The organism is Neobacillus sp. (assembly GCF_031988165.1).
Lineage (GTDB): Bacteria > Bacillota > Bacilli > Bacillales > Cytobacillaceae > Neobacillus > Neobacillus rhizosphaerae.
In genome coordinates this window covers 38,966-52,798 of the sequence record NZ_DALZYO010000040.1, presented here as the reverse complement: position 1 = coordinate 52,798, position 13,833 = coordinate 38,966, and the positions used below count along the sequence as shown (strand labels likewise).

The following is a 13,833-nucleotide window of genomic DNA, read 5'->3' as shown; positions in this document are numbered from 1 at the left end:
CTAATAATTTTTTTGTTTGTTGACGTTTTTGTTTGTTTAGTTTTCAAAGATCAATTTTTCTCTTTCGCTCAAAAGCGACTTTATAATCTTACCAAGTTATCAACTGAAAGTCAATAACTTTTTTTATTTCTTTTTTTCAATCGTGTTACTGTCTCGCAGCAACAGATATTAATATACCACCATTATTAATTCAGTGCAATAGTTTTTTGTGTTTTTTTTATTAAAAAAGTGAAAAAGGATTCAAACACTTTCTTTGTAACGAATAGAAATAAAGTGCCGGCGGGTACCGGCACTTTAACACAATTAACGATGACGCATTAATGGGAATAACAGTACGTCACGGATAGATGGGGAGTTGGTTAATAGCATAACTAAGCGATCGACTCCAATTCCTAATCCTCCTGTTGGCGGCATACCATATTCTAATGCCTCAACAAAGTCTTCATCCATCAAATGGGCTTCGTCATTACCTTGTTCACGTTCCATTAACTGCGCTTCAAACCGTTCTCTTTGGTCAATTGGATCATTTAATTCTGTAAAAGCATTTGCATGCTCACGCGCTACGATAAACAATTCAAAACGATCGGTGAATCGTGGATCTTCGTCATTTTTCTTTGCTAACGGTGAAATCTCCACTGGATGTCCATAAATAAAAGTAGGTTGGATTAACTTTTCCTCTACTTTCTGCTCGAAGAACTCATTCACAATATGACCATATAACATATTATCGTTAATTTCGACCCCATGTTCTTTAGCAAGTTCACGCGCTTCTTCAACACTCATTTCTTTCCAGAAATCAGCACCTGTATATTCTTTAATTGCGTCTACCATATGGAGTCTTTTCCACTCTGGTTTAAGATTTACTTCATAATCTCCATATGGAATCGTTGTTGTTCCTACTACTTCTTGAGCAATATGGGCGATTAAATTTTCAGTAAGGCTCATGATATCGCGATAGTCTGCATATGCTTCATAAAGCTCAATCATTGTAAATTCTGGGTTATGACGGGTTGATACACCCTCATTTCTAAATACACGGCCAATTTCATAAACCTTTTCGAGACCGCCGACAATCAAACGCTTCAAATGAAGTTCGATGGCAATTCGCATGTATAACTCCATATCAAGAGCATTATGATGAGTAATGAAAGGACGTGCAGATGCGCCGCCTGCAATCGCATGCATCATCGGGGTTTCAACTTCCAGATAACCATGGCTATCCAGATAGCGCCGCATTGACTGAATGATCCGGCTGCGGGAAATAAAGGTCTGTTTACTTTCTTGGCTCATAATTAGATCCAAATAACGTTGGCGGTACCGCTGCTCAACATCTTTAAGACCATGGAATTTATCCGGTAATGGCCGAAGCGCTTTTGATAAAAAGGTAAAGTCTTGAACTTTCACCGAAAGTTCACCCGTTTTGGTTTTAAATACAATTCCAGTTGCTCCGATAATGTCGCCTAAGTCAGCGGAATTGAAAATTTGATACTGTTCTTCCCCAACAGCATCTTGCCTAACGTAAATTTGAATTTGTCCTTTTAAATCTTGAATGTGGGCAAAGCCAGCTTTCCCTTTACCGCGCTTTGTCATGATCCGACCGGCTATACTAACAGTAATATTTTTACTCGCAAGCTCTTCATTTTCTAATTCCCCATATTGTTCAAGAACTTCAGCACCGTAGTGGGAACGATCAAAACGTTTACCAAATGGATCTAGACCATTTTCACGCATTGCGCTCATTTTTTCACGTCTGACCCTTAATTGGTCATTTAATTCTTCCTGACTCATGATTAATTCAACTCCATTACTTTCTTTTTTTTAATATAAGAATTTATAACATTGGACTTCGAGAAATGTCCAGCTCCAGGCGCCATCGGCTAGTGTACTTCGCTCTTCTCCCTACGATAAGTCAACATCGGTTCGCTCCGCTCACCGTGTTTCCTTTATCTCAGTCGAAGCGCTCCATAAGGAATGCTTCGGCAGCATTGGCATCGCACGAAGGAAAAGCGTTAGCTTTTCCGAGGAGTCCATACGCCGATAGGCGGGCGCCTTGCGCTTTCTTATGTAAAACGCAAAGAATACTCACCGATTTTTTTTACATACTATATTATTTTACACAAACTTGAGAATTCAGACATCAAAAAAGTTTTTAATAGAATAAAAACTGCCAGTTATTCCACCGGCAGCCTCCGTTAGTAATCAACTGCATTTAGAAAATGAGAATAAGGAAGTCAAACTCAACCAACAATCGCCTGACTTTGCTCCTTTTCTTCTATCTCAATTACCAAATCGGTTAACAAGGATACTAAATGTTCTCTTGTATTGCACTCATTAATAGCATTACGGACTCTAGCATTACCGCGAACACCTTTTAAATACCAAGCCGCATGTTTACGCATTTCTCGGACCGCTATATCTTCATTTTTCAGAGCAATCAATCGATCTAAATGAAGGATGCAGACATCCATTTTTTCACGAACAGATGGCTCACCCATTAATTTACCTGTTTCTAAATATTGAACCGTCCGGTAAATCATCCAAGGATCCCCAAGGGCCGCTCTACCAATCATGACTCCGTCGACACCTGTTTCATCGAGCATTCTCTTGGCATCTTGCGGTGTTTGGACATCACCGTTTCCGATAATCGGAATGTTAACGGACTGCTTTACCTCACGAATAATATCCCAATTTGCTTTTCCCTCATACATTTGTACCCGTGTGCGTCCATGGAGAGAAACAGCCTTTCCGCCTGCCCGTTCAACTGCTTGGGCATTTTTAACGGCATAAATATGTTCTTCATCCCAACCCATCCGCATTTTCACGGTAACTGGTTTTTCCACCTCTGCGACAACAGCCGAAACCATTTCATAAATCTTATTGGGGTCAAGCAACCATTTTGCTCCGGCATCACATTTTGTGATTTTCGGAACTGGACAACCCATATTGATATCGATAATATCGGCATTCGTGTTTTGATCAACAAATTTCGCTGCTTCAACAAGCGTTTCTCTTTCACCACCAAAAATTTGCAGGCTTAACGGTTTTTCACGCTCATCGATATAGAGCATATTCATCGTTTTTTCATTTTTAAAAACGATTCCTTTGTCGCTGACCATTTCCGCACAAACTAAACCGGCACCGAATTCTTTAACCGTTAGACGGAATGCAGAGTTACATACACCGGCCATTGGAGCCAAAACGACTGGATTCTTCATTTCAATATCGCCAATTTTCAACATCTAATAACCTCCTTTTCTATGTTCTAAAATCAGATTTTACCTCATTAAACTTCGATAACAGCCTAACTCCCGTGCTTAGCGACGAATGAACTTCGCTAACCAGGCGCTTTCGCTTTATTCTTTTGGTGCTAAATCATCTATTGTTATTTTTAAGGAATGAGCAATTCTCTCAAGTAAATCACCTGCTGGCAGGCGGTTACCTCTTTCAATCTCCCCTAAAATCGATACAGATACACCTAGTTCCCTCGAAAAGCTCTCCTGTGTGTAACCTTTCAGCTTCCGATAGGCTCGAATACGTCTTCCCCATTTTTCTGCTTCCATATTCGGACTCCTTCTTTATCAGGTAATTCAGCTAACATTTGGTTAAGAGGCTTTTCCATCCACAAAAACGCAGGCTTCACTTCAATAAGTGGAATTAATACAAACGCCCGCTCAAACATCCTTGGATGTGGAACAATAAGCTTCTCTGTTTCAATATTTTCTTGGTTATATAGAAGAATGTCAAGGTCAATTGTTCGCGGACCCCATCTTGTTTCCCTTTTTCTCCCAAGTTCTAACTCCGTTTTTAAACATCTATCTAATAATTCATTTGCATCCAAATCAGTGGTAACCTCAATCACCATATTCAAAAATAAATCCTGATCTTCATAGCCAACTGGATCTGTTTCATAGATAGAGGAAAAATTCACCAACCGTATGTCTGCATAACTAGTCAATTGTTTAATTGCCTTCGTTATATTATCATAACGGTTTCCTAGATTCGAGCCAAGAGCAATAAATGCTGTGTTTTCCACTTTTATCTTCCCCTTGTAATTTCTACGGCAACAGACTTGTAATGACCAGGAATGGGCGGATCCGGTTTAATTACTTTTACCGTGACATCAGATATGAGTGGGAATCCATTCAGGACACTCCCAGCAATTTTTTCCGCAACAGCTTCGACTAATTTATATGGACTTCCTTCGACGATTTCTTTACACAATTGATATAACTCACCATAATGGACCGAATATTCCAACTCATCGGTCTCCCCGGCCCTTTTCAAATCAACAGAAACGGATAAATCCACTGTAAAACGCTGCCCGAGCACTTTTTCTTCTGGAAAAACTCCATGGTAGCCATAAAACTCCATCCCATTTACATATATTTTATCCAATGAATTCACCCTTCCCCATCATGGCATCCATCATTTGGGCCATTCTGCTCATTTCCTTGACATCGTGAATACGAATGATTTGACAGCCCTTTTGAATCCCGTAGCAGACCGTTGCACCAGTACCTTCCATTCTTTCTTCAACTGGAAGATTTAATGCTTGTCCAATCATGGTTTTACGTGATGTCCCTAAAAGGACAGGGTAGCCAAGCATCACGAGCTTATCTAAATTTTGCATCATAAGCAGGTTTTCCTGATAGTCCTTGGCAAAACCAATTCCAGGATCTAAGATAATATTCTCATCCTTGACTCCAGCTTTTTTTGCAATTGCGATGCTTTCATACAGGTCATTAATTACATCCCTAATAAATAATTGATAATTTCGGTCATGACGATTATGCATCAAAATAATCGGTACTTCATACTCGGCTGCAACTCGTCCCATCTTTTCATCCGCTTTTGCTCCCCATACATCATTAATAATATGGGCCCCAGCCTCAATAGCTTGTTTGGCTACCTCTGCTTTATAAGTATCAATAGAAATTGGTATTTGAACATGATCGGAAACGGCTTTGATAATTGGAATCACCCGCTCAAGTTCTTCCTCCACGGAAACAGCCGCAAAGCCAGGGCGTGTGGACTCACCGCCGATATCAATGATATCTGCACCGTTTGCCACCATTCCTTTCGCACGTTCCACAGCACTTTCTACTCCATTGAATTTACCGCCATCTGAAAAGGAATCTGGAGTGGCATTTAATATTCCCATCACAATTGTTTTTTTTGTAAAGTCCAAGGTAAATGGACCACACTGGATTAGTTCTTGGGCTGATTTCATTCCATAGTCCCCCAAAGCTTTTTTTCACTCATTTTATCATACCTAAACAATCATTGGTTTACAAAAAAAGAAGCATCGGCAATCGCCAACGCTACTGGTAATTTTTTTATTAAACTTCATATTGGTATAGCTGTGTGCTTAAGTAACGTTCGCCGTTATCAGGGATAATAGCAAGTACCTTTTTACCTTTTCCTAGTTCCTTTGCTACTTTTAATGCTGCGTGTATAGCGGCTCCTGAAGAAATTCCACCAAGAATCCCTTCTTCTCTTGCCGCACGTCTAGCCGTAGCAAATGCTTCTTCGGTACCAACTTGAATAATTTCATCATAGATATTGGTATTGAGGGTATCAGGGACAAATCCCGCCCCAATACCTTGAATTTTATGGGGACCTGGTTTACCGCCAGATAATACAGGGGAATCAACTGGTTCAACTGCATATATTTTGATATTTGGAAACTTTTCGCGAAGCACATCTCCAGCACCCGTGATTGTTCCGCCCGTTCCGATTCCTGAAACAAAACCGTCTACTTGATCCATTTGTTCAACAATTTCTTTACCAGTCGTCTTACGATGAACCTCAGGATTGGCTTCGTTCTTAAATTGCTGCGGCAGAAAATACCCATGTTCCTTTACAAGTGCTTCTGCCTTGGCAATTGCCCCTTTCATCCCTTCTGGTCCAGGTGTTAACACCAGCTCAGCCCCATAAGCACGAAGCAGATTTCGTCGCTCTAAACTCATTGTCTCAGGCATAACAAAAACGGCTTTATATCCCTTTGCTGCAGCAATCATCGCTAGCCCAATACCTGTATTTCCGCTCGTAGGCTCAATAATCGTATCAATACCTGGCTTAATTAACCCCTGTTCCTCAGCTGCTTCAATCATCGCTAAAGCGATTCGGTCCTTAACGCTACTGCCAGGATTAAAATATTCAAGCTTTAAATATACCTCTGCACTGTTTTCATCTACTAATCTGTTTAGCTTAACAATTGGTGTTTGGCCGACTAAATCGGCTACTGAATTTGCAACACGAACCATAAAGGGCACCTCTATTCCGAGTATTTTTATTGGATTTATATAGAATTTACCAGTTTTATACTTGTTTTGTCAATCATTTTGAATGGAGAAATTTATGAACTTTTCGGGATAAAAGAAAAACACAGAAATGCTCCTGTGCTTTTAGTTTGCTTTATTATTGCTGCCATAAAACCAGTCCACCTTTGCTTCATCCCAAAAGGTAGCGGCAGAAGCAGGTGATTTCATTTGCTCGAGAGCAATTTGCCGGCGAATTTCTTCTTTAACTTCATCGTAAGAATAATTTTTCCCGTTAATTTTCCCTTCGAGTTTTAAAAGTGCGTACCCTTGCTCCACCTTAAGTGGTTTACTGTATGTACCCTTTTTCAGCTTCTTTGCAGTTTCAATATAGGGCTTAGGGTAACGCTCATCTTCTTCACTAATATACCCAATATCCCCACCTTCATTAGCTGAAAACTCTTCAATAGAACGTTCCATTGCTAAGGCAGAAAAACTTGAACCTTGAGACAGTTCCTTTGATGCCTTCTCTGCCTCTTTTTTTGTTTTTACAATAATATGTGATATATGATAGAAAGTTGGAACATTGAAAAGGCTTTTATTTTTTGCATAATAGCTTTTTAATTCTTTATTCGATACGACAACGTCTTTGGTCAAAAGTTCTTCTAAAAGAAGGCTAGCACGAATTTGTTCCTTCCACTTTTTCTCATTCTTGATGCTTTTTTGGCTAAAAGAATGATTAGTGGTTTGCAGCATTCTGAATTCCCGTTCAACCTCTTGATCAGATATTTTTATCTTATATTTTGCTGCCATTTCTTCAATAACCCTTTGATCTATCATTTCCTTTAAAACATCTTTTCCATACCTTGCTTCTAGTTCATTAAGCCAATCCTGTCTTGAGATCGTCACTTTCCCTACCGTTGCTATGGCCTCTTCATTGGCCAATACTCCAGATGCTTTATTCACCTTCGATAGGAAAAAGACGAGAGTCAGGCAATTCAGCATAATAAGGGCAGCAATAACCATCCAAAGCTGCTTTTTCCCCAAATTTCTCTCCCCCATTAAGAAAAGCGCAAGCGCCTGTTTAGCGGCCTAAGGACTGGAGTGCTTCCACTGAGATAAATGAAAACTCGCCGACTGGCAAGCAGTAAGGCGCTGACAGAGGCGAAGTTGAATTATGCGTTCAGAATTTAGGAAATAAACTCTGATTAGCTAAAGAAAACATGGAGAACGATAGCAATCCAATGTTCATTTATCTTAGGGAGAAGCGTGAAGTACACGAGCCGCTAGGCACTGAAGCTAGACAATAACTTTTCTAATCTTCTATAAAAGCTTATTTGGTAGCCTTTTTAAGCTCCTCTAATTCTTCCTTCGAAAAGAGGTATTTTTCATTACAGAAGTGGCAATGAGCCTCAGCCTGGCCGTCTTCTTCAATCATCGCATTTATTTCCGCAGTCCCTAAGCTCGCAATAGCATTAGCGAAGCGGTCCTTTGAACAATTACATTGGAATTGAACCGGCAAAGTTTCTAACACCTTCACTTGCTCTTTTCCAAAAAGCTCTTCTAGGATTTGCTCAGGTACTAGCCCTCGTTCAATTAATTTCGAAATAGGCTCAATCGTTTTTAACCGTTCCTCTAGTTTCGAAATAATTGGATCTGGAGTTCCAGGCATCAATTGAAAAATAAATCCTCCTGCAGCTAAAATAGTATCGTCCGGATTAACCAAAACCCCAACACCAACCGATGAAGGTACCTGTTCAGACGTTGCAAAATAATAAGTAAAGTCCTCTCCTAATTCTCCTGATACAAGTGGAACCTGACCGGAAAAAAAGTCGCGGAGTCCTATATCCTTGACGACAGCTAACATACCGTCCGTTCCAACAGCGCGGCGAACGTCGAGCTTACCATGCTCGGTTGATTCAAAATCAACCTCAGGATTTGTTACATAGCCGCGAACGTCCCCTTTCGCATTACTGTCAACCACAATTGGACCAAGCGGACCGCCGCCATTGATTTTTATCGTTAGTTTATCTTCACCCTTAAGCATGGCACCCATCATGACCCCTGCGGTCATCGCGCGGCCAAGCGCGGCTGAAGCCGTCCGCCATGTTTGATGACGGCGCTGCGCCTCACTAACTGTTTCCGTTGTGCGAACAGCGTATGCTCGAATATTACCATCAAAGGCTAGTGCCTTAACAAGATAATCCTTCATTGTAAAACCCCCTTCCAAAAAGCAAAGAAATATAAATTTTGACTTCGAGAATTGTCCAGCTCCATAAGAATAAGCTTCGGAAGCGATACCTCGCACGAAGGAAAAGCGTTAGCTTTTTCGAGGAGCGCCCAGCGGCTAGTGTACTTCGCGCTTCTCCCTACGATAAGTCAACATCGGATCGCTTCGCTCTCCGTGTTTCCTTTAGCTAATCAGAATTTATTCCCTAAATTCTGAACGCATAAATTCAACTAAGCCTCTGTCTTCGCCTAACGGCTTGCCAGTCGGCAAGTTTACATTTATCTCAGTCAAAGCGCTCCAGTCCATACGCCGCTAATCGGGCGCTTCCGCTTTTCTTACTAGGTTATCCTATATTTCGTTTATAGATAAGCTGTAATCCTTTTAAAGTTAAAAATGGGTCAACTACATCAATGATCGTCGATTCTTGAGCAATTAATGGGGCTAGCCCTCCCGTCGCAATCACGGTTGGGTTCTTATCGCTTTGCTCCATCATCCGTTTGACAATTCCCTCTACTTGTCCAACATACCCATAGACAATACCGGCTTGCATGGCTGCCACTGTATTTTTCCCAATTACCCCTTCAGGGCGGGTAATTTCAATTCGCGGTAATTTGGCCGCTCTCGAATAAAGGGCCTCTGTCGAGATACCAACACCAGGAGCTATCGCACCACCTAAATATTGACGTTCCTCATTCACATAACAATAAGTGGTTGCTGTTCCGAAATCGACTATAATTAGGGGGCTTCCATACTCATGAATGGCAGCAACTGCATTGACAATTCGGTCAGCACCAACCTCCCTAGGGTTTTCATATTTAATATTCAGGCCTGTTTTTATTCCTGGTCCAACAATGAGCGGCTTAACATGGAAATATTTTTGGCACATTCTTTCTAGTGCGAACATGATTGGAGGAACAACTGATGAAATAATAATCCCGTCAATATCGGAGAAATTGAGGCCGGAGTGATCAAACAAAGCCTTAATATTCATTCCAAACTCATCTTCAGTGCGGTTTCGATTCGTTTCAACCCGCCAATGGTATTTAAGTTCATCCCCATCATAAACGCCCAGAACAATATTTGTATTACCCACATCAAATACGAAAATCAAATCTATCACTCACTTTTCGGATTTTTCTTTTTTAACATGCCAACATCATACCATAAATCGTATAGGCGTGAAAAAAAGAGTGCTTCAGGGGAAGCACTCAATCACAAATTACTTATAATCAATTTCGTCAGGAGGGGTTTCCAAAAAGGATTTTTCCTCTTTTACGACCTCTTCCTTTTTCGTACCAATGTTTACTTTCACATCTTCTGCCTTTTTTGGTTCAATCTTCACAGCTTCTAAGCTGATAGATGGATCCGGCATATGACCATGATCAACTAAATATCTTATTTGCTCAGCATTAAGAGTTTCCACTTCAAGAAGGGTTTTCGCAATAAGATCTAATTTAGTGCGATTTTCAGTGAGAATCTGTCTTGCTCTTTCATAAGAATCTTTGATAATGCGTTGAATTTCAAGGTCAATTTCATAAGCAATTGCATCTGAATAATTTTGTTCATTATGAATATCACGACCAAGGAAAACCTGACCACCTGATCCCTGACCAAACTGAAGTGGACCAAGCTTATCACTCATGCCATATTCAGTCACCATCTTACGAGCAATTCCTGTCGCACGCTGGAAGTCATTATGGGCACCAGTACTTACTTCACCAAAAACAATTTCTTCAGCTACACGGCCGCCCAATAATCCAACAATTTTATCAAGCAATTCCGGCTTGGTCATAAAATAACGATCTTCTCTCGGAAGCATCACAGCATAGCCGCCGGCTTGACCACGCGGTACAATCGTTACCTTGTGAACCATATCGGCTTCATCGAGCACCAAACCAATAACGGTATGACCGCCTTCATGAAAGGCAACAATATTACGCTCTTTTTCCGAAATGACGCGGCTCTTTTTCGCTGGTCCAGCAATAACACGGTCGGTTGCTTCATCAATATCAGTCATATCGACCTTCTTCTTATTTTGACGGGCTGCCACTAGGGCCGCTTCATTTAATAAGTTTTCTAGGTCTGCACCGGAAAAGCCCGGTGTACGCATAGCCACATTTTTTAAATTTACAGATTCATCTAATGGCTTATTACGGGCATGGACTCGAAGAACTGCCTCACGTCCAGTTACATCTGGGCGGTCAACGGTAATTTGACGGTCGAAACGTCCCGGACGAAGAAGTGCAGGGTCGAGAATATCCGGACGATTGGTTGCCGCAACAATAATAATCCCTTCGTTTGCACCGAATCCATCCATTTCAACTAGCAATTGGTTCAAGGTTTGTTCGCGCTCATCGTGACCGCCGCCCAAACCTGCACCACGCTGTCGCCCTACAGCGTCAATCTCATCGATAAAAATGATACATGGCGCGTTTTTCTTTGCATTTTCAAATAAATCACGGACACGGGATGCTCCGACCCCAACAAACATTTCAACGAAGTCAGAACCACTGATGGAGAAGAACGGAACACCCGCCTCACCGGCAACCGCACGGGCAAGTAATGTTTTACCTGTCCCTGGAGGTCCGACAAGAAGGACACCTTTTGGAATCCGTGCTCCTAGTTCAGCAAATTTACGTGGGTCTTTAAGGAACTCCACGACCTCAACTAATTCAGCTTTTTCCTCATCTGCACCTGCAACGTCTTTAAAACGAACCTTTTTCTTATCATCGTTATATAGCTTTGCTTTCGATTTACCAAAGTTCATGACACGGCTGCCGCCGCCTTGAGCTTGGTTTAATAAGAAGAAAAATAAAATAAAGATAATCACGAACGGAATAATTGATGTAAAAAAGGTAACCCAGCCACTAGTTTCCTTTGCCGGCATCACTTCCACTTTTGAATCTGACTTATCAATACGATCCAAAATCTTTTCGCTGTTAGGAATATAGGTTATAAACTTTTTATTTTTCGCTTGAAGCTCACCACGAACTTCATAAACCCCTCGTTCAGGCTGCATCGAAAATGTTTTTACTTCACCACTATCTAATTGCTGAACGAACTTATCATATGAAATATGATCGGTCGGTTCATTGCTTCCATTAAAGAAGCTCACTACGCCAATAATGACTAAAAATATCAATAAATAAAAGATGGTATTACGGAAAATCCGATTCATCTCTTACCTCCTCCCGCGGGTAAAAACTATCTTAAATAGTATCATAGAAAATCTTACTAATTCAAGGAATTGCTCTCAATTAAATGGGTCTAGATTTCCAAAACTATTTGAACTTCCACCCGGCAATTACTTATTACCTATTACCTATTGCTTATTGCTATATACTTCTGGTTTTAATACACCAATATATGGAAGGTTTCGGTATTTTTCGATGTAATCCAAACCATAACCGACAACAAACTCATCTGGAACAATAAATCCAACATAATCTGCTTTAATCGCACTTTTTCTTCCCGTAGGTTTATCAAGTAAAGTGACAATCTTGATAGACTTTGCTTTCCGGTAACGGAATAAATCAACCAAATAACTGAGCGTCAGGCCGCTATCGATGATATCCTCGATAATTAAAATATCCCTGCCTTCCACAGAAGTATCTAAATCCTTTAGGATTTTTACTTCTCCAGATGATACCATTGCATTACCATAGCTTGAAACATCCATAAAATCCATTTCAAGATAGCAATCCATTCGTTTTAATAAATCACCCATAAAAGGCATTGCACCTTTTAAAACACCAATTGCCAGCGGGTATCGGTCTTTATACTCTTCCGTTAACTCTGCCGCTAACGCTTTTATCTTCTCTTGAATTTCCTCTTCTGATACTAACACCTTTTCAATATCCTGTTTCATCATAAATGCGCCCCCTAGAAGATTGTTACTTATCATATGTGAGTAGTATATATCGTTTTGCCGTGTAATCTATACCTTCAAAAGAAGATTTTTTTAAACCTGGTAACCAAATAATACAATCTTCTTTATCCGTTATGACTGGCCATGTTTCTCGGTCTTGAATGGGAACCTTCTGATCAATAAAAATATCCTTTAACTTTTTCGACCCTCGCATCCCTTTTAGTGTCATTCGATCGCCCTTTTTCCTTGTTCGAACTACAATTGGTAAGTGAATACTTTCAACTTTAAACAAGGCTGTGTATTGATTTGTCTTAGGAAGTTCTCCATCTGAATAATCGATACGAATACTCCCACCATTTGGCAGCACTATTTCCCCCGGCTCTTTTATTTCATAAAGATAGGCTTCAGCCTTAGTTACTTGTAACTGGAAAGATAGGTGATAATAGGAGCGAATTACTTTTAATCCATTAGGAAAATCAAGTTTACCTGAAGGCTCCTGATGATGGATTAAGAAAAAAACTTGATCGATATGTATAGCAGAAAGTGAAGCTGGTTTTTCATTGTAAAGATAGTTTAATATTAGTTGAATCCCTCTCCTTTGTAAAGGTAAAGGCACTCGAAGAAATCTTTTAATGTCAATAGTAATTTTGCCCTCTTCTTTGGCGGTGATTACTGGATTTATTTCCTTTTCAGTTAATTCCAGTAGAAATAGCTCATCGGATTGGATTTCTTCACTGAACCGCTGAAAATGTTCGTGAACATGATGATTTTCTGTCTTTAAAAAAGGAAGAACTTGTTTACGAATTCGATTTCTACTATAAATTCCCTTTTCATTGCTTGGGTCTATCCTGGGAGTCAGACTGTGGTTTTGACAATACTGCTGAATCTCATCCTTCGTTAAACCTAAGAAGGGGCGAAATAGGGTACCTTGATTAAAAGGTCGTGAGAATGGAATTCCTGCTCTAGCCTTTCCACTGCTTCCTCTTGTTAACCGCATCAGGATGGTCTCAACTTGATCATCTCCATGATGGCCAAGAGCTAAATAAGAGCAATCATATCTCTCCATTATTTCCGCGTAAAAATGATATCGGACTTCTCTTGCGGCGATTTGCGAACTTTTTCCTGTAATGCCCATTAATTCTGTAACGTTTACTCTTGTCATTTCAAAAGGAATATCGTATTGTTCACACATCCTTTTGACGAACATGGCATCCTCGTATGACTCCTGACCACGAAACATATGATCAACATGGGCAACAATAATAGAAAGGTTCCGCTTATCCTTTATTCCTTGAAGGTAGTGGAGAAGAGCTAAAGAATCCGGTCCACCTGATACACCAACAACAATTTTCTTATTATTAAGCTCGAATGAGTGTCGGTTAAGTAATGCCTCAACCTTGGATTCCAACATATGATTGCACTCTTTCTAAATCAAAATTTTTCTGGTTTATTCTTTGAAAATGATCAACATTAAC

The 13,833-nt window shown here is 40.3% G+C and carries 13 protein-coding genes; all 13 read right to left on the bottom strand.

Annotation, left to right across the window (positions count from 1 at the left end):
• Positions 1-303: 303 nt before the first annotated feature.
• Positions 304-1,788, bottom strand: a complete 1,485-nt coding sequence (lysS, locus tag RTR43_RS20720) for a lysine--tRNA ligase (protein WP_312474651.1) — start codon at positions 1,786-1,788, stop codon at positions 304-306.
• 449 nt (positions 1,789-2,237) lie between these two features.
• On the bottom strand, positions 2,238-3,239 hold the full coding sequence (dusB, locus tag RTR43_RS20715; RefSeq protein ID WP_312474648.1) for a tRNA dihydrouridine synthase DusB: 1,002 nt from the start codon (positions 3,237-3,239) through the stop codon (positions 2,238-2,240).
• Between the two features lie 114 nt (positions 3,240-3,353).
• The gene (locus RTR43_RS20710; protein WP_248737386.1) at positions 3,354-3,560 is read right to left on the bottom strand and encodes a helix-turn-helix domain-containing protein; all 207 of its coding nucleotides are present in this window, start codon (positions 3,558-3,560) and stop codon (positions 3,354-3,356) included.
• Positions 3,512-4,033 (bottom strand): 2-amino-4-hydroxy-6-hydroxymethyldihydropteridine diphosphokinase, encoded by a 522-nt coding sequence (gene folK / locus RTR43_RS20705; protein ID WP_312474643.1) that lies wholly within the window; start codon positions 4,031-4,033, stop codon positions 3,512-3,514. Before folK ends, RTR43_RS20710 begins: the two co-directional genes overlap by 49 nt.
• Positions 4,034-4,035: 2 nt before the next feature.
• Positions 4,036-4,395: a dihydroneopterin aldolase gene (gene folB, locus RTR43_RS20700; protein WP_248737384.1), complete on the bottom strand. Its 360-nt coding sequence runs from the start codon at positions 4,393-4,395 to the stop codon at positions 4,036-4,038.
• Positions 4,388-5,230, bottom strand: coding sequence for a dihydropteroate synthase (gene folP / locus RTR43_RS20695; RefSeq protein ID WP_312474639.1), 843 nt, complete (start codon positions 5,228-5,230; stop codon positions 4,388-4,390). Before folP ends, folB begins: the two co-directional genes overlap by 8 nt.
• A 109-nt stretch (positions 5,231-5,339) precedes the next feature.
• Positions 5,340-6,266, bottom strand: a complete 927-nt coding sequence (gene cysK, locus RTR43_RS20690; RefSeq protein ID WP_312474635.1) for a cysteine synthase A — start codon at positions 6,264-6,266, stop codon at positions 5,340-5,342.
• 141 nt (positions 6,267-6,407) lie between these two features.
• Positions 6,408-7,307 (bottom strand): peptidyl-prolyl cis-trans isomerase, encoded by a 900-nt coding sequence (locus RTR43_RS20685; RefSeq protein WP_312474632.1) that lies wholly within the window; start codon positions 7,305-7,307, stop codon positions 6,408-6,410.
• Positions 7,308-7,593: 286 nt separating this feature from the next.
• Positions 7,594-8,472, bottom strand: coding sequence for an Hsp33 family molecular chaperone HslO (gene hslO, locus RTR43_RS20680; RefSeq protein ID WP_248737380.1), 879 nt, complete (start codon positions 8,470-8,472; stop codon positions 7,594-7,596).
• Positions 8,473-8,833: 361 nt separating this feature from the next.
• Complete coding sequence (locus RTR43_RS20675; protein WP_312474627.1) at positions 8,834-9,601, bottom strand: type III pantothenate kinase; 768 nt, start codon at positions 9,599-9,601, stop codon at positions 8,834-8,836.
• Positions 9,602-9,709: 108 nt separating this feature from the next.
• Positions 9,710-11,668, bottom strand: a complete 1,959-nt coding sequence (gene ftsH, locus RTR43_RS20670; protein WP_312474624.1) for an ATP-dependent zinc metalloprotease FtsH — start codon at positions 11,666-11,668, stop codon at positions 9,710-9,712.
• A 144-nt stretch (positions 11,669-11,812) separates the two neighbouring features.
• Entirely contained in the window at positions 11,813-12,358 is a 546-nt protein-coding gene (hpt, locus tag RTR43_RS20665; protein ID WP_483870157.1) for a hypoxanthine phosphoribosyltransferase, read from the bottom strand.
• Between the two features lie 25 nt (positions 12,359-12,383).
• Entirely contained in the window at positions 12,384-13,769 is a 1,386-nt protein-coding gene (gene tilS / locus RTR43_RS20660) for a tRNA lysidine(34) synthetase TilS (protein ID WP_312474615.1), read from the bottom strand.
• Between the last annotated feature and the right edge of the window lie 64 nt (positions 13,770-13,833).

Excerpts from the sequence above, each read along its gene's own strand:
- lysS (WP_312474651.1), bottom strand. The coding sequence starts at position 1,788 with ATGAGTCAGGAAGAATTAAATGACCAATTAAGGGTCAGACGTGAAAAA.
- dusB (WP_312474648.1), bottom strand. The coding sequence starts at position 3,239 with ATGTTGAAAATTGGCGATATTGAAATGAAGAATCCAGTCGTTTTGGCT.
- RTR43_RS20710 (WP_248737386.1), bottom strand. The coding sequence starts at position 3,560 with ATGGAAGCAGAAAAATGGGGAAGACGTATTCGAGCCTATCGGAAGCTG.
- folP (WP_312474639.1), bottom strand. The coding sequence starts at position 5,230 with ATGAAATCAGCCCAAGAACTAATCCAGTGTGGTCCATTTACCTTGGAC.
- cysK (WP_312474635.1), bottom strand. The coding sequence starts at position 6,266 with ATGGTTCGTGTTGCAAATTCAGTAGCCGATTTAGTCGGCCAAACACCA.
- hslO (WP_248737380.1), bottom strand. The coding sequence starts at position 8,472 with ATGAAGGATTATCTTGTTAAGGCACTAGCCTTTGATGGTAATATTCGA.
- ftsH (WP_312474624.1), bottom strand. The coding sequence starts at position 11,668 with ATGAATCGGATTTTCCGTAATACCATCTTTTATTTATTGATATTTTTA.
- hpt (WP_483870157.1), bottom strand. The coding sequence starts at position 12,358 with ATGAAACAGGATATTGAAAAGGTGTTAGTATCAGAAGAGGAAATTCAA.
- tilS (WP_312474615.1), bottom strand. The coding sequence starts at position 13,769 with ATGTTGGAATCCAAGGTTGAGGCATTACTTAACCGACACTCATTCGAG.